We start from the raw sequence: 23,380 nt of genomic DNA on the forward strand, positions 1-23,380 counted from the left end.
AATACAAGGTGGTGCTACCCTTAGCGTCACTAATCATATGTGCCGCGTGTATGCCTTCGCAAGTGGCATCATATGCTTACACACCCTTGTTTTTTCTTGCCGCAATTGTTGTTACGCTTTGTATAAAAGACGTATTCGTTTGTGACAAGTTAGGCGAAATTGAGGTATATACACTAACAGCAAAAGGGCAGCTTATTTTGCATGCTTCGGCGCAAGAGCAAGGGGCAGATCACGTTTACACGCTTCATCCCGAATCGAAGATTATGCCCTGGGGTGTTGCACTGTCTGTCTATCAACCTTCTGATTATTGGTATCAGCGGTCATCTAAACATCTGCGATGGGTACTGAAAGGTGAATGCCCAGCGCGCGATTACAGAAGGCTTTGTCGGGTTTTAGCCCAAACAAACCTTCACCCAGAAACAAGGAAAACGACTGATGTTTCGTGAGTATTCAAAAGCGTTGTTTAAACGGGTTGACACCCGTCAGCTTATGCAATTTCGTCCACCGGTACTTCCACCTCGCATCTATTCCAAACAGATCAACGTGGACAATAAACACTACGCGGCGTACTGCCAGGAAATGCACTGGCCTAAAAGTCACCGTATGCATCCTGTTTATCTGCAAATGCTGTCACTACCATTGCAAATGCAGTGTCTACTAGATAAAAAAAGCCCCTTCCCATTACTTGGGCTGATTCATGGCAAAAATGATATCTCTGTTTTAGGTGATTGTGATCTTAGCGCGCCTTTTGAATGCCGCGTAAGGTTTGGCGACGTTCGCCCCCATAACCGAGGCTGGGAATTTGATATTTTGCTTGAGGCATTTCAGCAAGGTCAGCGTGTTTACCAAGCCATAAGCAGTTATCTTGTAAAAGTAAAAGCGGTGCATGTTGCGCCCAAACCTGTGTCACTGGATAGTCTGAGTACGTGTGACGATGAGACGGAAACACCCATCGATGAATTAACGGTGACGGCGGATACAGGCAGGCGTTATGCGAAACTCTCCGGTGACTATAACCCTATACATCTTTATGGGCTTACTGCGAAGCTGTTTGGCTTCCACCAGCCCATTGCCCATGGCATGTGGACCTTGGCAAGAAGCCTTTCAAGCTTAATGGAAAACGAAGAGCGGGATATTTCTAAACTCACCTGCTCGTTTAAGCGGCCGGTGTATCTCCCCAGCAAGGTTCAAGTCACCAAGTGGTGTGAGGATGAGGTAGGTGTACAGGTTACTGTGTCTGATCATCAGAATAAGCACAAACACATGGCAATGAGTGTCACATTTTAAAAAAGGAGCCAATGGCTCCTTTTTCAATTTTCGGTGACAGGCACAGACGTGGCTGTTAACGAGCCGGGCACGGGCCGCGCATTGCTCTTCTCTGGCACCAAAATGGTGGGTAGAGGTTCGTCTAATTGGTTTGGATGATCCAAGTTAAAATGTAACCCTCGGCTTTCTTTACGCGCCATAGCACAGCGTACAATCAATTCTGCCACTGTGACGAGATTTCTAAGTTCTAATAAATTGTTACTGACGCGAAAATGCGAGTAGTACTCATTAATTTCCTGTTCAAGCAGCTGAATTCGTCGCATTGCACGTTCTAGCCGTTTGTCCGTTCTCACTATGCCAACATAATCCCACATAAACAGTCTGAGTTCGTGCCAATTATGTTGGATGATAACTTCTTCGTCTGAGTCAGATACTTGGCTTTCATCCCACGGCGAAATTGCTTCTTCACAAGACGCGAAGGGCAATTGTGCGAGAATGTGCTCAGCTGCAGAAGACGCAAAGACGACGCATTCTAGTAATGAGTTGGATGCCATACGGTTTGCACCGTGAAGCCCGGTATACGCCACTTCACCAATGGCGTAAACATTGTCTAAATCTGTTTTTGCATTGAAGTCTGTCATGACGCCGCCGCAACTGTAATGGGCAGCAGGCACCACAGGGATGGGTTCTCGGGTGATGTCTATGCCCAATGAGCGGCATTTGCGGTAGATATTAGGAAAATGCTTAACAATGAAATCCGCTGGTTTATGACTGATATCTAAATACATGCAGTCAGCTCCGAGGCGTTTCATTTCATAGTCGATTGCTCGGGCTACCACGTCACGAGGGGCTAAGTCGCCCCGTTCATCAAACTTGTGCATAAACCGAGTGCCATCAGCATGACAAAGGTTCGCCCCTTCGCCGCGAAGGGCTTCGGTAATCAAGAAGTTTCTGGCTTGCGGATGGAACAAACAGGTGGGATGAAACTGGTTAAATTCCATGTTTGCTACCCGGCAGCCCGCGCGCCATGCCATGGCAATACCATCACCACTTGATACGTCTGGGTTTGAGGTGTATTGATACACTTTACTGCCGCCACCTGTGGCAAGGGCAATAAATGGCGCGCGAATAACTTCCACATGCTCTTGCTGTCTATTCCATACATATGCCCCCACGCACCGACCTTTATCCTGCTTTGAGGGAATTAAATCTATCGCGTTATAGCGCTCGAAAACATGAATGTTGGGGTGGGTAGACACAGCGTCATTCAAGGTGATTTGAAGCGCCTCTCCCGTGGCGTCAGCGGCATGTAATATTCGACGGTGGCTATGACCGCCCTCACGGGTTAAGTGGAAACGCTCTTCGCCAGATTCTGTTTTTTCGGTGTCAAAGGGCACGCCATAGCCTATCAGCCAACTCAACGCCGCTTTGGCGCGCTCTGTAGTGAAACGTACCGCAGGCTCTTCACACAACCCGCCACCAGCATTAAGCGTATCTTTAACGTGAGCGTCAATCGAATCTTGCTCATCGAAAACCGCGGCAATACCGCCCTGGGCATACCGCGTAGACCCTTCGTTTCTATCACTTTTGCTGAGCACGATAACCTGACAATGGTCAGCAAGCTTTAAAGCAAGGCTTAACCCTGCGGCTCCGCTACCAATAATCAGTACATCACATCGGTGTTCAATAGCATTTGATGTGGAAGTTAGTGAAGACGACACTGATTTCATGTATTTTTGTATATATTCAAATGAACAAAGGTTCGGCAAGTCTAATGGATGAGGGGCAAAACACAATGCTCCCTTTCACTTTACACTCGCATTTTTTAGTATTTTTAATATAAATTGAGAACTTTTTTCAAAAGCTAGCGTCTACAACAATGCTTGCGAGAGCTATTGGGTAGTTGAAGTAAGGAGTAATGGCTCGAATGAGCGAGCAGATAACCGATCAACAATTGGTTGAGAAAGTACAACGTGGCGATAAGAATGCATTTAACTTACTGGTGACAAGATACCAGCACAAAGTGATGCACCTCGTTTCACGGTACGTAAAAAACACAGGCGATGTTGCAGATGTAACGCAAGATGCTTTTATTAAGGCATATCGTGCGCTTCCTAATTTTAGAGGCGACAGTGCGTTTTACACCTGGCTATATCGTATTGCGGTTAACAGTGCTAAAAATTATTTAGTTGCACAAGGTCGTAAGCCGCCGGCGAGTGATGTGGATGCTGATGAAGCTGACTTTTATGAAGGCAGTGACGCTTTAAAAGAGCAGTCCACACCCGAGCGAAGCTTACTGTCAGACGAAATAGAAGAAACCCTATTTCGCGTGGTGGAGAAACTTCCCGATGATTTGCGTATGGCAATTACTTTACGTGAAATCGAAGGGTTAAGTTACGAAGAAATCGCGAACGTTATGGCCTGTCCTGTAGGTACAGTAAGATCACGTATTTTCAGGGCGAGAGAGGCAATTGATAAAGTTATTCAACCGCTATTAGAAAATTAAATTTGAGGAAAGTGAACTTTCCCAAGATGAAGCTGACTAATAGCTGTGTTAGGGTAGAAAATGATCGCAAATGGTCAGGAAATGAATATATGACGCAACAGCAAGAAAAAATGTCCGCATTCATGGATGGTGAACTCGATGATAGTTCAATTATCGACACCATTAAGCAGGACGCAGAACTACAAGCTAAGTGGCAGCGCTATCATGTAATGAGAGGCGTTATGCGCAAAGAGATGCATGTTGCGCCAAACTTAGATATTGCTTCTTCTGTGGCTGCTGCGCTAGATGCTGAGCCCGCTATTGTCGCACCTAAGACGTCCCGTTGGCGCTCAATGCCGGTGCTTGGTAACGTGGTGCCTTTTGCTAAACAGTCTGGGCAGTTCGCAATGGCAGCTTCTGTTGCTGTCGCGGTTATTCTCGGTGTTCAGAACTTTAATCAACCTGCGCCTACAGAACCATTTATGACGGCACCGACAGCCGGGCCGCAAGGTGGCTTATCGCCAGTTAGCTTAGAGCAAACGCGTGCGCTTCCTCGTAATGACATGAACGAAATGTTAGAGAAGAAGAGAAAGATTAACGCACTTATCGCTGACCATGAGCAACAGCTGCTATTAAAGCAGGCGCAAGAGTCAGAAGAAAATGAAAATGAGGTTAGCCCTAACGAGCGCCCATAACGACGTAGTTTCATGAAAATTAAATGTATTAATAACGTACCAGCGCCTCGTTCGCTGGTACGCGTGTTTTCGGACACAGTAAAACGCAGTGCCCACAAGCTCGTGGCCTTGTTGTCAGTGGCAGGTATGCTGACGGCACCTATTGCCCTCGGGCAAGAAACTCAAATGAACCCTGCTGACGACGAGAAACCAAAAGAAGTGGTTACCCATTCGCCCACGCAAGATTCAGAGGCCGAATTCAAGCAACCAAGCGTAGATCGGATTCAAAACCAACCTGCTGTGTTGGCTGATACTCAGCGTTTAGCATCCCCCAAAAGCACCGCTGATTGGTTAGCCCGTTTAAGTGAGGTCATTGAAACCCGTAATTTTCAGGTTTCTTTTGTGCAAAGTCGCGCTGATGGCGACACTATGCCTTACCTTTGGCGTCATGCTGTTATGCCCAATGGCATTAAAATGGAACAGTTAAACCTGCAAAACGGGCCTGGGCGGGAACTTATTCGCGTGGGTGATGTGGTAAGTGTATTCGAGCCAGATGTTTCGCCATACAGCTTGAAGTCTGAACATATCAATGGCCCAATTCCAAGCACGCTATTACATCATCCCGAGCGTTTAAAGCAGGGGTATGAGTTTGTTTCCGTGGGAAGAGCTAGAGTGGCGGGCAGACCTGCTCAGCAAATACGTATTGTTAGCCGCGACAACAACCGGTTTAGTTATCAGCTATGGTTAGATGAAGACACCGGCATGTTGTTAAAGCTGAATATGCTTGATTTACAAGGTGGCTTGTTAGAACAGATTCAGGTGACGTCATTACAAATGACAGAACAACCTAACCCTTATTTTGAACGAATTAATCAGGCCAGCCTGCCCAAACCGTTGGTACTCTCCAAGCGCCATCGCCGTGAGCATAATTGGGATGTTACCTTTCTTCCCACGGGAATGAAGGAAGTTAAGCAGGAAACTCGCCGGTTAGCGCAAACCGGTCAAATTGTTGAATATAAAATGTTCAGTGATGGTCTAGTGGATGTTTCTGTTTATGTGCAGCCAGCCGCAGATGCACTGGGCAGTGACTTAGTACTGCGTAATGACTTAAGTACATTTCTCACATTGACAGACGGCAAAGCACAAGTCACTGTAGTGGGAGAAATTCCCCTTCAAACCGCTAACGCTATTGCAACGTCTCTGACATCGAAAACGACGGAAACCCCATGATCAAAGAAACTGCCACTGTGGTTGCAGTGGAGGGAGATAAAATAACGGTAGAGGCCGCTATCAAGTCAACATGTAGCAGTTGTCAGGTGCAGAGCGATTGTGGTACTGGCGTGGTCTCCCGAGCGTTAGCGCCGAAAACGCAACAGCTGGTGTTGCATTCTCCTATGCCTGTAAACGTCGGGCAACGGGTCACTGTAGGTGTGCCCGAAGCGGGCGTGCTAAGTGCATCGGCGTGGTTGTATATTCTGCCGTTGCTAACGTTTATCGGCACCACACTCTTTGCCAGCCTGTTATTTGAGTCATTTGGCCTGTTCCACGAGCTGTGGCCAATGGTTCCTGCGATTGCCACTACTTATTTTGCTTATCGTGGTATTGCTCGACATCTCAGCCGGCTTGATAACGGAAAGTACCAAGCTGTTTTACTGCAAACGCTCTCCTAACGACAAATACGACAAAAGCGAAAATTATTATCGCTTTGCGCTTCTTCCTCAATGGTTCCTGCAAATATGCACGGGAATTCGCTTTTCAGCCAAGAAATGGGTAAAATCCGCTCGCGCTAGATAGTATCTCTTGAAGGGAGCTACTGGCATTTTTGTTTAATGAATTTTTTCTGCAGGTAATTTCCAGCATTATGCAACAATCGCACATTCGTAACTTCAGTATTATTGCCCACATTGACCACGGTAAGTCTACCTTGTCAGACCGTTTAATTCAGCATTGTGGAGGGCTTTCCGATCGCGAAATGGCTGAGCAAGTGCTTGATTCAATGGACTTGGAAAAAGAGCGTGGAATTACCATCAAAGCACAAAGTGTAACACTAAATTACACTGCAAAAGATGGTGAAACCTATCAGTTGAACTTCATCGATACCCCAGGACACGTGGACTTTACTTATGAAGTATCCCGTTCTTTAGCGGCCTGTGAAGGGGCGCTTTTGGTGGTTGATGCAGGGCAGGGTGTTGAAGCGCAAACCCTGGCAAACTGTTATACCGCCATTGAAATGGATATGGAAGTGGTACCGGTACTCAACAAAATTGACTTGCCCCAAGCCGATCCAGACCGTGTGGCCGAAGAAATTGAAGACATTGTGGGTATTGATGCGTTAGATGCAGTGCGTTGCTCAGCGAAAACCGGTATCGGTATTGAAGACGTACTTGAAGTTATTGTGAATAAGATCCCGCCCCCTGAAGGTGAACGTGAAGCGCCGTTAAAAGCGCTAATTATTGATTCATGGTTCGATAATTACCAGGGCGTTGTATCTTTGGTGCGCATTGTTGAAGGGCAGTTGACCAAAAAAGACAAAATCCAAATTATGTCAAATGGGCAAGTGCACCAAGTGGACAAAATCGGCGTGTTTACGCCAAAGGCGCTGGATACTGGCGTGTTACGTGCTGGAGAAGTTGGCTTTATCATCGCAGGTATTAAAGACATTCAAGGTGCGCCAGTAGGCGATACCATTACCTTATCTCGCGACCCTGCTACAGATATGCTACCTGGGTTTAAGAAAGTGAAGCCACAGGTTTACGCAGGTATCTTCCCAATTAGTTCTGATGATTACGAAGATTTTCGAGACGCCCTAGCAAAATTAAGCCTTAACGACGCGTCTTTGTTTTATGAGCCAGAAAGTTCAGCCGCATTAGGCTTTGGTTTCCGCATTGGATTCCTTGGCATGCTGCACATGGAAATTATTCAAGAACGCTTAGAGCGTGAATACGACTTGGGCCTAATCACCACGGCACCCACGGTAATTTACGAAGTAGAAACCACAAAAGGTGAAGTGATGACGGTGGACAGCCCGGCTAAACTTCCCGCAGTGAACGACATTGCCGAAATTAGGGAGCCCTTGGTTGAAGCCAATATTCTGGTTCCACAGGAATATCTCGGTAATGTGATTACTCTGTGCGTTGAAAAGCGTGGTATGCAAACGAATATGACTTACCATGGTAAGCAAGTGGCAGTGACCTATGAACTGCCCATGGCAGAAGTTGTACTTGATTTCTTCGATAGATTGAAATCTACCAGCCGAGGGTTTGCATCACTGGATTACAACTTTAAACGTTTCCAGCCATCTGACATGGTGAGAGTAGATATTCTCATTAATGGTGAGCGTGTAGATGCACTTGCTGTTATTACTCACCGCGAAAACTCTCAGGGTAGAGGTCGTGAGTTGGTAGAGAAGCTACGTGAGCTTATTCCTCGTCAGATGTTCGATATTGCCATTCAGGCTGCTATTGGTAACCACGTAGTAGCAAGAAGTACAGTGAAGCAGTTGCGTAAGAACGTTATCGCGAAATGTTACGGCGGTGATGTAAGCCGTAAGAAAAAGCTGCTTCAAAAACAAAAAGAAGGGAAAAAGCGAATGAAGCAAGTAGGTAATGTTGAATTACCGCAGGATGCATTCCTTGCAGTATTGAAGGTAGGTAAATAATGGCGAATTATTTTTCTCACATTCTTGTGGGACTAACGCTAATTACTGGCCTTATTTGGTTAGTCGATAGCCTCGTTTTTGCGCCTAAACGCAAAGCTCGCTTGCAAGCCGCAGCGGATGCAGGCGGCGCGAGTTATGGCGAAGATCCTCAACTGCCATATTTGGTCGATACATCACAGCAAATTTTTCCAGTCATTGCGTTTGTCTTGGTGCTTCGCTCGTTCATTTATGAGCCTTTTCAAATACCGTCAGGTTCTATGATGCCAACACTTTTAGTGGGTGACTTCATTTTGGTTGAGAAGTTTTCCTACGGCATTAAAGACCCGGTGTTTAGAAGTAAATTGGTGGAGACGGGTGAACCAGAGCGCGGCGATGTCGCGGTATTTAAATACCCAGAAGACCCATCTGTTGATTACATCAAGCGTGTGGTTGGCTTGCCTGGTGACACTGTGGTTTATCAAAATAAGCAAGTGTATATCAAGTCAAAATGTGACGGTGCACAGAGCCAATGTGGCAAGTTAACCCCAGTGCCACTCGACTTTGTTGAACGCGGTGAGTTTGTTCAAGACATGGCAAAGTTAATGCGCTACACGGAAACGCTTGGCGACGTGAAGCATGATATTTTGCGCCATCCAATAAGAGAAATTTCGCCGGTTAACTTCTATACTCAACCTGGTACCCGCAGTAACGAGTGGATTGTGCCTGAAGGGCATTACTTTGTATTAGGTGATAACCGAGACAATAGTCGAGATAGCCGTTTTTGGGGCTTTGTTCCTGACGCCAACCTAGTGGGTAAGGCGGTGGCTATTTGGATTTCATTTGAATTTGAGCGCAGACCCGAAGATTTGTTGCCAGGCTGGATCCCGTCAGGCGTGAGGTTTGAGCGTGTAGGTGGCATTGATTAATGCAAGGAATTGATAAATATCATCGCCTCAATAAGGCGATAGGTTACACCTTTAATGATGTAGCCTTATTACAACAAGCGCTCACACATAGAAGCGCGGCTAAAAAGCACAACGAACGACTAGAATTTCTTGGCGATGCTATCTTAGGCATGGTCATTGGTGAAACCCTTTATAAGCGCTTTACCGATGTACCAGAGGGTAAACTCACCCGTATGCGTTCAACCTTGGTGAAAGGCGATACTTTAGCTGAACTGGCTCGCGAAGCCTGTATGGGTGAACTATTGCTGTTAGGTCCAGGCGAACTAAAAAGTGGTGGGCATAGACGAAGCTCCATTCTGGCTGACGCCGTAGAGGCGTTGCTTGGTGCTATCTACCTTGATTCTGGTATGGAACAGGTGAGAGACGTTATAAGCCGCCTATGGGAGAGCCGAATTGAAAAGCTTGACCCCAACGCGCACCCGAAAGACAGCAAAACCCGTTTACAAGAATATCTGCAAGGTAGAAAGCTGCCTTTACCCACTTACGAAGTGATGTCCATATCGGGCAAAGACCACGCGCAAACATTTGAGGTGTGCTGCAAGGTTGAAAACTTAGACACCCCTGTGGTTGCGATGGGAAATAGCCGCCGTAAAGCCGAGCAAGAAGCCGCAAGAATGACGCTGGAGAAATTAGATGACTGAGCCAACACCCAATACCCGTTGTGGCTTAGTCGCTATCGTCGGGCGCCCCAATGTCGGTAAATCCACATTGCTTAATCGCTTGTTAGGGCAGAAAGTCAGTATTACCTCGCGAAAGCCCCAGACCACTCGCCATCGCATTTTAGGCATAGATTCTGAGGGAGATTATCAAGCCATTTACGTTGATACTCCGGGCTTACATCAAGAAGAAAAGCGTGCCATAAATCGCTACATGAACCGTGCAGCATCAAGTTCATTGGCTGAAGTGGGTTTAGTACTCTTTGTTATTGAAGGCACACGCTGGACCACCGATGACGAAATGGTGCTATCCAAAGTGAAAGCCTCGGGATTGCCTTGCTATTTAGTGGTTAACAAAATGGACAAAGTTGAAGATAAAGAAGCCTTTATGGTTCATCTTCAGCAGTTAGCAGAGAAGCACCAGTTTGAGCACATCATTCCGGTGAGTGCTAAGCAAGGCAAAATGGTTGACGACATTCGCACTTTGGTGGCAGGAAGCTTACCGCAGAGTGAATTCTATTTTCCAGAAGATTATATTACCGACCGTTCAAGCCGCTTTATGGCCGCTGAAATTATCCGTGAAAAGCTCATGCGATTTACGGGCGATGAACTTCCTTACTCTACCACCGTAGAAATTGAGCAGTTTAAGTTAGCTGATAACGGTATTTATCGTATTAGCGGTTTAATCCTGGTTGAACGTGAAACGCAGAAACGTATGATCATTGGTAAAGGCGGAAAGCACCTTAAGACCATCGGTGAACATGCCCGCAAAGACATGGAAAACCTGTTTGATAATAAGGTGTTTTTAGAGCTTTGGGTAAAAGTTAAACAAGGCTGGGCTGACGACGAGCGCGCGTTACGTTCACTGGGATATGGCGACGAAAGTTAATTTTCTCGCCACTGGCTGTATAACCATTCGTTGTGGCTTCTAAGCGTTAGGGAATTTTATGTCTATTTCAGATTTACGCCGTCAATATTCGAAAGGCAAACTGTCTTCGTCAGACCTGACTGACAGCCCTTTTGCTTTGTTTGAGCAATGGCTAGCAGAGGCAATAAAGGCCGAGATTCCAGACCCTACAGCAATGACGGTGGCCACTGTAGATGCCGATGGGCAGCCTTCTCAGCGCATCGTCTTGTTAAAAGAAGTGAGTGAGTCTGGGTTTGTTTTTTTTACGAACTTGGGCAGCCGCAAAGCCAAAGAACTCGCTGATAATCCGAAAGTCTCTTGTCACTTCCCCTGGTTTTTTATGGAGCGACAAGTACGGGTTTGCGGTGTTGCAGAACGTTTAACACTTGCCGAAAATGCCCGGTATTTTTTCTCTCGCCCTAAAGAAAGTCAATTAGCGGCTTTCGCTTCTAAGCAAAGCCAGCCTATTAGCAGCCGAGAACTGCTCACGACCCAGTTTAGTCAGATGAAAGCCAAGTTTGCCAACAAGTCCTTGCCGACGCCTGATTTCTGGGGCGGGTTTCGAATTGTTCCGCATCAAGTTGAATTCTGGCAAGGGGGCGAAGACCGCCTTCATGACCGCTTTGAATATAATCGACAACAAGACGACAGTTGGGCAACGCAACGTTTAATGCCGTAACGTGTTGTGAGTATCGCCGGTTAAGAGGCTTGAATTATGATTGATAGCCATTGCCATCTCGACTTAGCTGCATTTTCCAATGATTGGACTGACGAGTTACAGCGGGCCAAAAAAGCAGGGGTAACGCGGTTATTGGTGCCAGGTACCCAAGCAGGCCAATGGCAGCAACAGCAACAGTTGGCGAAAGACGCTTCATCCATCATACCTATTGATATTGCCCTTGGTGCTCACCCGTATTTTTTACACCACGATGAAGATGAGAAAGCCCTTGTCCGCCAGTTAGACGTGGCGTTCGAAGAAGCGGTAATTGCACCTGTTGCGGTGGGCGAAATAGGATTGGACAGTCACATTGATGTGCCCATCGAAACACAAAAACGGTGTTTACAGGTACAACTCAATTTTGCTCAGCAGCGCCAGTTGCCGGTAATACTACACCATCGTAAAAGTCATCACAGGTTGCTAGAGGCATTGACGAAAGTAAACCGCCATTACGGCGGCGTGGTGCACGCCTTTTCCGGCAGTATTGAGGTGGCGAAGGCGTATATCCATAAGGGGTTATATTTAGGGATTGGGGGAACGGTAACCTACCCAAGAGCATCCAAAACCCGTGATACCTTAGCGTACTTGCTTCATCATTTTCCAGGTCATCTTTTGCTGGAAACCGATGCGCCAGATATGCCTATGTTTGGTCGGCAAGGTAAACGAAGTAGTCCCGCCTACCTTTTGGATGTTGTGCAAACGATGGCGGCGTTAAGTGAGCATAGTGAACAAGAGATTATAAGTTTTACAACCGCGAACTATAACCGCTGTTTTAAGGGTGTTGAGTAAGCTTGTCATTGGTGTGTAAAACTCGGGTCAGCCAGGGGCGAAACTTGTAAAAGCCACGGGTTATATAAATGCCCACAATGAGCGCCAATGCGATAATTAATATGGCAATAAACACCTGTTGCTGACGCAGCGTTAAAGGGTTATCTAAGATGTAGCCTGTGTCGATATTCACACTCAAGTAGCCTAATGTTTGGCCTTCGTCGCCCTCTATCACTTCAAGGTAAGTTACCGGGGGGATTGGGTTTTCTCTTGTGAGCGTCACCACACTTTCCCCCCTAGGCAAGGGGGCGATATACTTACCTTTGCTATCAAAAATGCTCACCGACATTACGGCAGGATCTGACACCGCGATTGTTGCGAGGTTTTCTAATTCCGTTATGTCACTACTGGATAACGCCGGAGCAAGGATTTTCGCGTATTGCTGACTCACACTTCTACCGGGCTGCTCAGTTTGCACGCTTACCCATTGTGATTGATACTTTTCGTATACGACGAACAAACAAATGATAAGCGCGACAGCTGCACCCATGATGGCAGTATGAATGAGGCGCTTAAGCGCCGTATAGGCAGAATGCGATACTGATTGTTTTGACCCTGTTCTCTGTCGACTAGCCTGATTTTGCATACAGCGATAAATTCCCATTATATTTAGCGTAACATTAGGCGAATTTCAGCTAATTTGAAAGGGTGTATTTCCACAGCGGTCGAGTTTGGGTAGCATATAGCCAAGATTTCTAAGGTTTGTACAAACAGTGACGACGAATTTTCCTGACTTATTAAGAGATACACAAGCAAGTAATCAGTATAACCATGCCGCTGCGCTAGAGCGTTGTTTAGCCACAGTACCGTCCTCTAGGCTTAAAAGTAATGAAGCGAGGGTAACCTTGATTGGTCAGGCGTTAACGCCTTACCTTATCGATGAGGCGTTAAAGGCGATGTCTTCTTGCTTTCGCCCTTCAGCGTTATTTTTACACCCTTTACACAATGGATTTGGCGACAGCGTAGTGGTGGCTTTTGGTGAAAAGCAGGCAGGGGAAGATGCCTCTATTGCCCAATGTATTGAACAGGTTTCAAACCAATATCACATAGATATCGGGCTGACCGAGGGCACACCGCACTTAAACCAACGCGGCCTGTTAGTGATGGATATGGACAGTACCGTCATTGCCATTGAATGCATTGATGAAATAGCTAAGCTTGCTGGCGTTGGTGAGCAGGTCTCTAAAGTGACTGAAATGGCCATGCGAGGCGAAATTGCATTTAATGAAAGCCTGCATCACCGCGTGGCTTGCCTAAAGGGCGTGCCACTCAATCAGCTTCAGCAAATTCGAGACAGCATTCCGCTAATGCCCGGCGTACAGAGGCTAATTAGCACCCTGAAAGAAAATGGCTGGAAAGTGGCGATTGCATCAGGCGGTTTTACTTACTTTGCAGACTATTTAAAGGAAAGACTAGGCTTAGATGCCGCAGTGTCTAATACCTTGGCGGTAGAAGGTGAATTGCTGACTGGAGAGGTGGTAGGTGAAGTGGTAAATGCCGATGTAAAAGCGGCCACCGTAAAGGCGTTATCTCATCAGTGGGACATTTCGCCACACCAAACCGTCGCCATGGGCGACGGTGCAAACGACCTAGTTATGATGGCCACATCAGCACTAGGGGTGGCCTGCCATGGGAAGCCTGTGGTCAATCAGCAGGCCGATGTCGCACTAAGGTTTAGCGGCCTTCATGGGCTACTGTACTTTTTGAGCTAACCCGCCGCCAATTGAATGTCGTGCACAAGTGTTTAGGCGTTGAGTAGCGCCTGAATACTTGTTTTTACCACCGCTTTTTCTGTACTACTATCACGATTACGTTTTATCGCTTCTTGGTCAAACCCATAACGAATAAGTACTTCATCGGTGACATCAATAAGGTGTGAACAGGCGGCTATACTCCACAGTTTCTGCTCTAACTCTTTCGCTCGGTGGATCGCGTACACACTCACATAGCTTATTTCAGTTTGAAGCATGGATAAGTCGGGTTTACCCGTGGTGGTTAGCATCACGTGAATGGCAATAAATTGGCCGCGTGCCATGGCATCGTCTATGAAAGCCTTGCGTTGACCGTTATTTTCGAAGCGGTGAGAGTAACGAGGGATTATCGCTAAGCGCTGATCTTTTTGCGTAGGATCGAAAGAGACAAACAGCTCTTGCCTCAAAGGCATATTTTCTAGCTTAACCTGCTTAATCCCACTTTGCATAAAGGGGCTGTCTAGCTTACGGTCTCTAAACAAATATTCCAAATTGACCTGTCGGCTTTCTGCGTAATGAGTAGAAAGAAGCGATACTCGTTCATCTTGCCGGCCAATGATGCCAGCTTCAGGGGTATACCTAGGCCCTTCTTTGCTCATTAAGAAGGACAATGAGGTAGGGTTGCGAGCGTTGATAACGCGAAGCGCTTGCCCCATTCCTGGGATCTCCTCTTCGCCGTCATCCTCTTGCAGGCTGTGCTTGTTCTTCTTAATCAATTCTTCGAAAAAGGCGCGGGCACTTTTACCTTGTTCTCCGGGCATGGCTTTTAAGTGCAAGATGTTCTTTTCAACATTGTGGTAAACCACTAAATATCGAAGGTGCATCACATCAAACGATTTGGTGATTTCTTGCAATCGTGGGAAGGCCACTTCCACTTGCCCTTCTAGTTCACCTGAATAACCCTTATTGAGCTCTATTCTTAGCCCCAAGCCGTGTACAGAAATATCTTCGCTGACACCCACATGCACACTGTTGTCCTCAGGTATCGTTAACTCAATTTGTGAGCGTAATCGATAACGTGATTCTAGCCGCTGTTCTTCATACTTGAATCTAGAGAGCGAAATGGGTGCAGGCGGTTTGTTTCTCGCGTGCCCAAACGTACGCAAATGTGACAAATTGTCTTTGTTAAAGGTAAAGCTGTTGTACGCCTGTTGGCCTATCACAGAGGTCACATCTGTGACATGAGCCAAGTACTTTAGGTGCTGTAGCTTCGCCATTAGTCGTGGCGCGGGTGGGGTGTTCTGCCGTTTAATCTTTGTGCCTACAGAATCGGGGATAGATGTGGGGACATGTGCTTGCTCTGGCGACATGTCGGTCAGCGTGACTTTAAATACACGCCAACTCGCTTTTTTCGATCCAAACCCTAAAAATACATCTTTAAGAACATCTTTTTTCTCGAGTTCTTCGTAGGCTGCAGAGTAAAAATAAACCTTTTCGTTTTGTAAGTGCGTAAAACTATATATAAAAATCTCGCGGGTAGCTTCAGGCTTTTTCAGTAATAACTGTAACCTGGGCTTACTGAGTAAAAAGCCAATACGGCATTCGTCTTCTTCGTCCTGCCAATAACTGACGGTTTCTCGGTTAACTTCGTTAACCATGGCAAAGCGCGGAATTAACTGACCTTTTATTTCGTCAATATACACCGGCAGGGTGGGGCTTCTCGGGGAGAAATACTGCTCACAGGTCTTGCTCGTGATGGCCTCAATGGTATTCGCCATATTCACTTTGTAGCGTCGCTTATTACCATGAATAAAGCTTTCTAGGAATTTATCGAAAGCGGTATTTGGATTTGCAGTATCACGCTGTAAGGCAAGATAGATGAGATCGTTTTTTCGGGTTATTTTTACAAGCTTGTAAGCAATGCCATTTTTCTTGTCCATGGCAAATTCTGTTTCTAAACCACGGAAGTAAACCGATACTCGTTCATTCTTTTTAAACAAACTTTCTTTATCTAGCTTTACCTGCAAACCTTCTAACGAAATATCGACACTCAGCCCGCGAATAGACTGGTTACTTTCGTTAAAAAGCTCAACTGCCACGGCAAAATTCATGCGCTCTGTATTACGCTGACGATAGTCGAGCAAGTTCACGATAGGCACTTTGAACTGCTCTAATATACTCGCTTTTTTCTTTTCGGCCGCGGAACCACCAGACAATTCCCGTTTTTCCGCTTTTTCGCGCAGTACACGGAAGTTGTTTTCGGTATTTTGTACGGCTTCGTACACGCCAAAGGTATAGCTGCCGAATACGCGAATTTGTTCCTCAAATTTTTCAATGGCCACGTCGTCCATGTAATGCTTTCGACCATCATGCTCGTACAGTTTGCATTTGCCATCGACTAACCCACGTAAGTCAATTGAGCGCATGCACGGCTTCGCCAAACGCTTAACTTCCATTTTAATTAAGAAGCGTTTTTCCTTTGGAATGTTCGCACCCACTTGCATGAGTACCCGATTAAATTCGGGCTCATTTACCATGGGTTTCAGCTGTTCAATAATGTCAGCGTACTGTTGTAAATCCTGATTCATGTATGCGCAACTTTTGTTATTCTTTTTTGACGAAGACGCCTTTTGTATCGGCAGCGTCTTGCAACACATTAACCTCTGCCAGTTTAAGCATGAAAGCGCGTTATAGATAACTGGCTTAGGAAGATTAAAAGCGGTGCTTTAGACGAGTTACTTAGACGATTATTATAATGATAGAATACCCTTTTTATGTCGTGGATTAAACTGGAATATGGCAAAACGAAAAACTGCATATGTGTGCTCTGATTGTGGTGCAGAGTTTCCACGTTGGCAAGGTCAATGCTCTGAGTGCAAAGAATGGAATACCATCAGTGAATTTGTGGTGAGCAGCGCGAAAGCGTCGTCGAAGCCCACCTTGTCGGGATATGCCGGACAAACAGCGGCCAAAATTGAAACCTTAAACGCTATCGACCTTGAATCGCTTCCACGATTTAGTGCTGGATTCAAAGAGTTAGACCGGGTGTTAGGGGGCGGGATTGTACCTGGCGCGGCCATGTTGATAGGGGGCTCACCAGGGGCAGGTAAAAGTACGCTGTTGCTTCAAGTTATGTGTCAAATGGCAAAAACGGCGCCCGCACTGTATGTCACGGGTGAAGAATCATTACAGCAGGTCGCCATGCGGGCTAGACGCTTACATCTTCCCGATGACAAGCTCATGATGTTGGCAGAAACTAACGTCGAGACCATTTGTGATTTAGCGCTAACGAAAAAGCCTAAGATTATGGTTATCGATTCTATTCAGGTGATGCATGTGTCCGATGTGCAATCTGCCCCTGGCAGTGTGTCACAGGTGCGTGAGAGCGCGGCATACCTTACCCGTTTTGCTAAACAGCAGCATATTTCCATGTTTATTGTAGGCCACGTCACTAAGGACGGTAACCTCGCGGGGCCTAAGGTACTCGAGCACTGCATCGACAGTTCTATGATGCTTGAAGGGGAAAGTGATGGGCGGTATCGCACCTTACGAAGCCATAAAAACCGGTTTGGTGCGGTTAACGAGTTAGGCGTGTTTGCGATGACAGAAAGTGGGCTGAAGGAAGTCAATAATCCGTCAGCTATTTTCCTAAGCCGTGGCGACAAAGAAACGCCAGGGTCCAGCGTCATGGTAATATGGGAGGGGACGCGCCCACTTCTTGTTGAGATTCAGGCACTGGTTGATTATTCGCAAATGTCTAACCCTCGTCGTATCGCGGTGGGGCTAGATCAAAATCGTCTTTCTATGTTACTCGCCGTGCTACATAGGCATGGTAATGTGCAAATGAACGATCAGGATGTTTTTGTTAACGTCGTTGGCGGCGTGAAAGTCACTGAAACCAGCGCAGATTTAGCCTTGCTATTGGCGATGGTGTCAAGCTTTCGAAATCGCCCATTACCGAAAGACTTGATTGTGTTCGGCGAGGTGGGCCTAGCAGGAGAAATTAGGCCAGTGCCCAACGGCAATGAACGGATAATTGAAGCGGCAAAGCACGGTTTTAAGCGCGCTATTGTACCTAAAGCCAACGCGCCTAAGCAGGCCATTGGTGGGATGAAAGTGGTGCCAGTGTCTCAGTTGTCTGATGCACTTGAAGCGTTAGAATAAACGGCATCGATAAGCGCGTTTAAGTCTTTTTCATCTATGTGAGCATCTTCGCTGTTGAGTGTAATTAAACGGCGAAGTGCGCTAACACTATCCACATCCATTTTGGCCACTTTACACCCTAACGACACTGAGTCTTTTCTTCCATCATTTTGGCGATAAAGTTGCTCTATGTGTAAGGTGATAATAGGGCTATCTTCATTGGCTTGGAATTTTGCAGTATAGGGAATATGGCTATCAAAGGGGAGATGGCTTAACGCGCTTTCAGGGGCGAGAATTCGAATACCCGTGAGAGATACATCACTTATTGACACTGCGATCTGGCTGTCTTCATGAGACAGCGTACCAGGTACATTTAATTCTATTCGCGTAAACCGGCGTTTGTCGACCATGACTTAACTCATTAGTACATCGTCCGTTCAGTATTAGTGAAATGCCTTTTTATGGCAACTGTCTTTATGAGTTTTTAATGTTAACTGATGAATTGACAAATAAAAAAGCCCCTGACAGAAAGGGGCTGAATGTTGGCTCTAGGCGATTTACTATGTAGGCGCTTGGCAGGTTACTTCGCCATTTTTTTATATTTCAAACGATGGGGCTCTACCACATCCTGGCCGTACTCGGCTTTCAGCCAGCTCTCATAGTCGGCATAGTTACCTTCGAAGAAGTTAATTTTACCTTCGTCTCTGTAATCCATGATGTGCGTGGCCACACGGTCTAAAAACCAACGGTCATGGGAAATAACCATGGCGCAGCCTGGAAATTCTAATAGCGCGTTTTCAAGCGCTCGTAATGTTTCTACATCAAGGTCGTTAGTGGGCTCATCCAGCAGTAACACGTTGCCGCCTGCTTTAAGTAGCTTTGCCAAGTGCACACGATTACGTTCACCTCCCGACAAATCTTTAATAAACTTCTGCTGACTGTTACCTTTAAAGTTAAAGCGACTGCAGTATGCACGACTGTTAATTTCAAAGTTGCCAATGCGAATAATATCTTGGTCGTCAGAAATCTCTTTCCAAACGGTATTATTTTCATTCATGTGATCGCGGAACTGCTCAACGCTAGCGATTTGCACCGACTCACCAATGTTAATTGCACCAGAATCAGGTTGTTCTGAGCCCGTTAGCATTCTAAAGAGCGTAGATTTACCTGCACCGTTAGGTCCAACAATTCCGACAATAGCTCCCTTGGGCACTTTAAAGGTTAAATCATCAATTAATAAACGTTCGCCATAAGACTTTTTAAGCCCCTCAACCTCTATGACTTTGTCGCCCAAGCGTTCACCCGGTGGAATGAATAGCTCATTGGTTTCATTTCGTTTTTGATAATCACTGGTGGCCATTTCTTCGAAGCGAGCCATACGCGCTTTGCTTTTAGCATGGCGACCTTTTGGATTAGAGCGAACCCATTCAAGTTCTTGCTTCATACTCTTTTGACGAGCACTTTCTGTACGCTCTTCTTGTTCTAAGCGTTTCTCTTTCTGCTCTAACCACGAAGAGTAGTTACCTTCCCAAGGAATACCTTCACCGCGATCCAGTTCTAGGATCCAACCAGCCACATTATCGAGGAAGTATCTATCGTGGGTAATGGCGACCACAGTCCCCTCGTAATCGTGTAAGAAACGCTCTAGCCACGCGACTGATTCTGCATCCAAGTGGTTAGTGGGTTCGTCCAATAGAAGCATTTCAGGCTTTTCTAATAATAAACGACAAAGTGCCACACGACGACGTTCACCCCCAGAAAGTTTGCTCACATCGGCATCCCAAGGCGGAAGGCGGAGGGCGTCGGCAGCGCGCTCTAGCGCGTTTTCAAGGTTGTGACCGTCTTTTGCCTGTATGATGGCTTCAAGCTCACCTTGCTCTTTTGCAAGGGCGTCAAAATCGGCGTCGGCATCAGCGTAAGCGGCATACACTTCATCTAGGCGCACGAGAGCGTGCTTAACGTCTGCCACGGCTTCTTCAATATTGCCACGTACATCTTTACTTTCATCTAATTGAGGTTCCTGCGGAAGGTAACCAATTTTCAATCCAGGCTGCGGTCGTGCTTCACCTTCAATGTCGGTATCTAAGCCGGCCATTATGCGAAGTAATGTAGACTTACCTGCGCCATTCAGACCGAGTACGCCTATTTTTGCGCCCGGGAAAAAGCTAAGAGAGATATCTTTTAAAATCTGACGATTCGGGGGAACAATTTTTCCTACCCGATGCATACTGTAAACGTATTGAGACATGCTGTGTCCTTGCCTAAAAATGATGCGTTATTATACGTGCAACAGGATAGCCTGTACCAGCGTCTAACGCCAACCAGGGGCGCAGATGATGGTATTTTGTGCAGTTGAGGCCAAAAGTCATAATATTCAGTCGGTCGCCTTTTAGAATTAAGGTAAACTTAGTTAGCATACGCAGTATTAAACTTGTAGGTATTGTTAGGATGACCGCAATGAAGAAAATAACCTATAGCCTTTCAGAGCTGGCGAATCACGTAGGTGGAGAAGTGCAGGGGAACGGGGATATTGTCATTTCCTCCGTGGGCACCTTAGCAGGGGCGCAATCACATCAAATCTCATTTCTCACGAATCCCAAATATAAAGCGCAGCTTAAAGAAACCCAAGCTGGCGCGGTTATCCTGCATGAAAAAATGAAGGCAGATTCACCGGTGGCGGCCTTAGTGGTCGCCAATCCTCATGCTGCCTTCGCACGTATAGCGCAACTGTTCGATACCTCTCCGCAGGTGGCAGTAGGCATCGCTGATTCCGCCCTAGTGGCGCCTTCCGCTAACCTTGGTAGTGATGTGTCGCTTGGTCACAATGTCATTATTGAAGAGAACGTGGTCATTGGCGATCGTGTCACCATAGGGGCCAATACCGTAGTACGCAAAGGGGCTCGAATTGGCGAGGGCAGTATCATATACCCTAATGTGACGGTTTATCATGACGTGCATATTGGTAAACGTGTGACTATTCATAGTCAAACGGTTATTGGCGCCTCTGGTTTTGGGTACGCCAATGATAAAGGTGTGTGGCTGCCAATTCCGCAAACAGGGTCGGTCATTATTGGCGACGATTGCCAAATAGGGGCAAGTAGCACTATTGATCGCGGCGCAATGGAAGACACGGTGTTGGGTAACAACGTGATTGTAGATAATCAAGTACAGATTGCTCACAATTGTATTATTGGCGACCATTCATGTATCTGCGGTGCAACGGGTATCGCAGGCAGTTGTCATATTGGTAAGCATGTGATCATTGGCGGTGGCGTGGGAGTGAACGGGCACATTACCATTTGCGATAACGTGCAAATAACCGGTTACACTATGATTGTACAAGATATTACCGAGCCCGGCGTCTACTCATCAGGGCAGCCAGCGCAGACGAATCGAGAATGGCGTAAAAACGCAGTGCGTCTACAAAAAATCGGCAGCCTATTTGACCGTGTAAAGGCCTTAGAAAAACAGGTCTGATGACACTGTAACGCCCGTATTACGTTAAACCTACGTCATTTGCTACATTTTGCACACAAAGCGGTATACAAGCGATTGAAAATGACTAGAATATGGCACCAAATTAGCAAACACTCATGCCTAATTTAGCGTGCCAATTTACTACCGCAGTTAAGGAGCCCCCATGTTTTCTCGCGAAATGAATATCGCCGATTTCGACCCAGAGTTAGCCAATGCAATGGCCAACGAGGTTGAACGTCAAGAACATCACATTGAGCTTATTGCTTCAGAAAATTACTGTAGCCCACGTGTTATGGAAGCACAGGGTTCTCAGCTTACAAACAAATACGCGGAAGGTTACCCGGGTAAGCGTTATTATGGTGGTTGTGAACATGTTGATGTTGTAGAGCAACTGGCAATCGATCGTGCTAAAGCCTTGTTTGGCGCAGATTACGCGAATGTTCAGCCCCATGCTGGTTCACAAGCTAACTCAGCCGTTTTCATGGCGCTACTCGATGCGGGTGACACTGTGCTGGGCATGAGCCTTTCTGAAGGTGGACACCTTACTCATGGTTCACACGTCAATTTTTCTGGTAAAACCTACAACGCGGTACAATACGGTTTAAACAAAGACACTGGCGAAATTGACTACGCACAAGTAGAAGCGCTAGCAAAAGAGCACAAGCCTAAAATGATTATTGGTGGTTTCTCTGCCTATTCAGGTATTGTCGACTGGGCTAAATTCCGTGAAATTGCAGATAGCGTAGGCGCATACCTTCTTGTTGATATGGCACACGTGGCGGGTCTTGTGGCCGCTGGCGTTTATCCAAACCCACTGCCTCACGCGCATGTAGTAACGACAACTACCCATAAAACATTGGCTGGCCCACGAAGCGGTTTAATCCTTTCTTCATGTGGCGACGAAGCAATTTATAAAAAATTAAATAGCTCTGTATTCCCAGGTAATCAAGGTGGCCCACTTTGCCACGTTATTGCAGCGAAAGCGGTCGCGTTCAAAGAAGCGCTACAGCCAGAGTTTAAAGTGTATCAGCAGCAAGTTGTTGCAAACGCTAAAGCCATGGTTGCTGTTATGCAAGAGCGAGGCTACAACATTGTGTCTGGCGGCACTGATAACCACCTGTTTTTACTCGACCTTATCGATAAAGACATTACGGGTAAAGATGCCGATGCGGCACTAGGTTCAGCCAACATTACAGTTAACAAAAACTCTGTACCTAATGACCCACGCTCTCCATTCGTCACCAGTGGTTTGCGTATCGGAAGCCCGGCCATTACTCGTCGTGGTTTCAAAGAAGAGCAAGCGAAGCAAGTTGCGACTTGGATTTGCGATATTCTTGATAATATGGGTGATGACGCGGTGATTGAACGGGTGCAAAGCGAAGTGGTTGCTCTTTGCGAAAAATTCCCTGTTTACGCATAATAAGGGGTAAAGCGCATCGACCTCAATAGGTGGGTGCGCGGTTGTTTTAGGAAGTGTTATGTTTTGTCCTTTTTGCTCAGAGCAAGAAACAAAAGTGATTGATTCTCGCTTAGTTGCTGAGGGGCAGCAAGTGCGCAGACGCCGTGAATGTGTTGTTTGTCACGAACGTTTTACCACGTTTGAAAGTGCTGAATTAGTGATGCCTCGCGTGATTAAGCGTGATGGTTCACGTGAACCTTTCAACGAAGATAAGTTACGTGCGGGGTTACAGCGCGCACTAGAAAAACGCCCGGTTAGCACGGAAAAAGTTGAGCAATGTGTGCTTTCATTAAAATCTCAACTTAGAGCGACCGGAGAGCGAGAAGTGGCCAGTGAGCTACTCGGAAACTTAATAATGAAAGCGTTAAAAGAGCTGGATAAAGTGGCTTACGTGAGATTCGCTTCTGTTTATCGCTCGTTTGAAGATATCCGAGAATTTGGTGAGGAAATTGCCAGACTAGGAGATTAACCACA

General features: G+C 46.4%; 22 protein-coding genes. 17 read left to right on the top strand and 5 right to left on the bottom strand.

Translation table 11 applies throughout. The features are described 5' to 3' along the window. Positions 1–11: 11 nt before the first annotated feature. Positions 12–446, top strand: coding sequence for a protein YgfX (locus IUA53_RS06520; protein WP_332310822.1), 435 nt, complete (start codon positions 12–14; stop codon positions 444–446). Continuing rightward, positions 436–1,287, top strand: a complete 852-nt coding sequence (locus IUA53_RS06525) for a MaoC family dehydratase (protein ID WP_044447990.1) — start codon at positions 436–438, stop codon at positions 1,285–1,287. Before IUA53_RS06520 ends, IUA53_RS06525 begins: the two co-directional genes overlap by 11 nt. Before the next feature lie 23 nt (positions 1,288–1,310). On the opposite strand, the gene nadB is transcribed toward IUA53_RS06525, so the two are convergent. After that, positions 1,311–2,996, bottom strand: coding sequence for an L-aspartate oxidase (gene nadB / locus IUA53_RS06530; RefSeq protein WP_196898819.1), 1,686 nt, complete (start codon positions 2,994–2,996; stop codon positions 1,311–1,313). Positions 2,997–3,193: 197 nt separating this feature from the next. Here nadB and rpoE point away from each other — a divergent pair, with 197 nt between their 5' ends. The 10 genes from rpoE to IUA53_RS06580 all read left to right on the top strand — a co-directional run bounded on the left by rpoE (position 3,194) and on the right by IUA53_RS06580 (position 12,097). Then, positions 3,194–3,772 carry an RNA polymerase sigma factor RpoE gene (gene rpoE / locus IUA53_RS06535; protein WP_044057559.1) on the top strand — a complete coding sequence of 193 codons (579 nt, stop codon included), beginning with the start codon at positions 3,194–3,196 and terminating at the stop codon, positions 3,770–3,772. Between the two features lie 89 nt (positions 3,773–3,861). Further along, on the top strand, positions 3,862–4,446 hold the full coding sequence (locus IUA53_RS06540) for a sigma-E factor negative regulatory protein (RefSeq protein ID WP_044057558.1): 585 nt from the start codon (positions 3,862–3,864) through the stop codon (positions 4,444–4,446). Between the two features lie 12 nt (positions 4,447–4,458). Further along, a complete protein-coding gene (locus IUA53_RS06545) occupies positions 4,459–5,655 on the top strand; it encodes a MucB/RseB C-terminal domain-containing protein (RefSeq protein ID WP_082052907.1) in 1,197 nt (398 codons plus the stop codon). Beyond that, complete coding sequence (locus tag IUA53_RS06550; protein WP_044057556.1) at positions 5,652–6,095, top strand: SoxR reducing system RseC family protein; 444 nt, start codon at positions 5,652–5,654, stop codon at positions 6,093–6,095. The genes IUA53_RS06545 and IUA53_RS06550 overlap by 4 nt, the downstream gene beginning before the upstream one ends. Before the next feature lie 191 nt (positions 6,096–6,286). Next, positions 6,287–8,083 carry a translation elongation factor 4 gene (gene lepA, locus IUA53_RS06555; protein ID WP_044057555.1) on the top strand — a complete coding sequence of 599 codons (1,797 nt, stop codon included), beginning with the start codon at positions 6,287–6,289 and terminating at the stop codon, positions 8,081–8,083. Next, positions 8,083–8,988 (top strand): signal peptidase I, encoded by a 906-nt coding sequence (gene lepB / locus IUA53_RS06560; RefSeq protein WP_044057554.1) that lies wholly within the window; start codon positions 8,083–8,085, stop codon positions 8,986–8,988. Before lepA ends, lepB begins: the two co-directional genes overlap by 1 nt. After that, a complete protein-coding gene (rnc, locus tag IUA53_RS06565) occupies positions 8,988–9,668 on the top strand; it encodes a ribonuclease III (RefSeq protein ID WP_044057553.1) in 681 nt (226 codons plus the stop codon). The genes lepB and rnc overlap by 1 nt, the downstream gene beginning before the upstream one ends. Continuing rightward, positions 9,661–10,572 (top strand): GTPase Era, encoded by a 912-nt coding sequence (gene era, locus IUA53_RS06570; RefSeq protein ID WP_044447984.1) that lies wholly within the window; start codon positions 9,661–9,663, stop codon positions 10,570–10,572. The genes rnc and era overlap by 8 nt, the downstream gene beginning before the upstream one ends. Positions 10,573–10,630: 58 nt before the next feature. Continuing rightward, complete coding sequence (gene pdxH, locus IUA53_RS06575) at positions 10,631–11,269, top strand: pyridoxamine 5'-phosphate oxidase (protein ID WP_196898821.1); 639 nt, start codon at positions 10,631–10,633, stop codon at positions 11,267–11,269. A 36-nt stretch (positions 11,270–11,305) separates the two neighbouring features. Continuing rightward, entirely contained in the window at positions 11,306–12,097 is a 792-nt protein-coding gene (locus tag IUA53_RS06580; protein WP_196898823.1) for a TatD family hydrolase, read from the top strand. On the opposite strand, the gene IUA53_RS06585 is transcribed toward IUA53_RS06580, so the two are convergent. Next, positions 12,081–12,722, bottom strand: a complete 642-nt coding sequence (locus IUA53_RS06585) for a hypothetical protein (protein WP_196898825.1) — start codon at positions 12,720–12,722, stop codon at positions 12,081–12,083. The two genes, IUA53_RS06580 and IUA53_RS06585, sit on opposite strands and share 17 nt — an antisense overlap. Positions 12,723–12,849: 127 nt before the next feature. Here IUA53_RS06585 and serB point away from each other — a divergent pair, with 127 nt between their 5' ends. Further along, positions 12,850–13,848 carry a phosphoserine phosphatase SerB gene (serB, locus tag IUA53_RS06590; protein WP_044447980.1) on the top strand — a complete coding sequence of 333 codons (999 nt, stop codon included), beginning with the start codon at positions 12,850–12,852 and terminating at the stop codon, positions 13,846–13,848. 32 nt (positions 13,849–13,880) lie between these two features. Here serB and IUA53_RS06595 read toward each other — a convergent pair whose 3' ends face one another. Further along, on the bottom strand, positions 13,881–16,415 hold the full coding sequence (locus IUA53_RS06595) for a PilZ domain-containing protein (protein WP_044057547.1): 2,535 nt from the start codon (positions 16,413–16,415) through the stop codon (positions 13,881–13,883). A 208-nt stretch (positions 16,416–16,623) separates the two neighbouring features. On the opposite strand from IUA53_RS06595, the gene radA reads away from it, so the two are divergent. Continuing rightward, positions 16,624–17,991 (top strand): DNA repair protein RadA, encoded by a 1,368-nt coding sequence (gene radA / locus IUA53_RS06600; protein WP_044447978.1) that lies wholly within the window; start codon positions 16,624–16,626, stop codon positions 17,989–17,991. Here the strand turns inward: radA and IUA53_RS06605 are convergent. Beyond that, positions 17,958–18,380 carry a PilZ domain-containing protein gene (locus IUA53_RS06605; RefSeq protein ID WP_044447976.1) on the bottom strand — a complete coding sequence of 141 codons (423 nt, stop codon included), beginning with the start codon at positions 18,378–18,380 and terminating at the stop codon, positions 17,958–17,960. The two genes, radA and IUA53_RS06605, sit on opposite strands and share 34 nt — an antisense overlap. Before the next feature lie 170 nt (positions 18,381–18,550). Next, a complete protein-coding gene (ettA, locus tag IUA53_RS06610; RefSeq protein ID WP_196898827.1) occupies positions 18,551–20,218 on the bottom strand; it encodes an energy-dependent translational throttle protein EttA in 1,668 nt (555 codons plus the stop codon). A gap of 200 nt (positions 20,219–20,418) precedes the next feature. On the opposite strand from ettA, the gene lpxD reads away from it, so the two are divergent. The 3 genes from lpxD to nrdR all read left to right on the top strand — a co-directional run bounded on the left by lpxD (position 20,419) and on the right by nrdR (position 23,375). Further along, positions 20,419–21,447 (top strand): UDP-3-O-(3-hydroxymyristoyl)glucosamine N-acyltransferase, encoded by a 1,029-nt coding sequence (lpxD, locus tag IUA53_RS06615; protein ID WP_044057543.1) that lies wholly within the window; start codon positions 20,419–20,421, stop codon positions 21,445–21,447. 163 nt (positions 21,448–21,610) lie between these two features. Then, positions 21,611–22,867 (top strand): serine hydroxymethyltransferase, encoded by a 1,257-nt coding sequence (gene glyA, locus IUA53_RS06620; RefSeq protein ID WP_044447971.1) that lies wholly within the window; start codon positions 21,611–21,613, stop codon positions 22,865–22,867. A gap of 58 nt (positions 22,868–22,925) precedes the next feature. Beyond that, complete coding sequence (gene nrdR / locus IUA53_RS06625; protein ID WP_044057541.1) at positions 22,926–23,375, top strand: transcriptional regulator NrdR; 450 nt, start codon at positions 22,926–22,928, stop codon at positions 23,373–23,375. Positions 23,376–23,380: the final 5 nt, after the last annotated feature.

Origin of the sequence: Alteromonas sp. B31-7 (assembly GCF_015767655.1) — a bacterium.
GTDB lineage: Bacteria > Pseudomonadota > Gammaproteobacteria > Enterobacterales > Alteromonadaceae > Alteromonas > Alteromonas australica.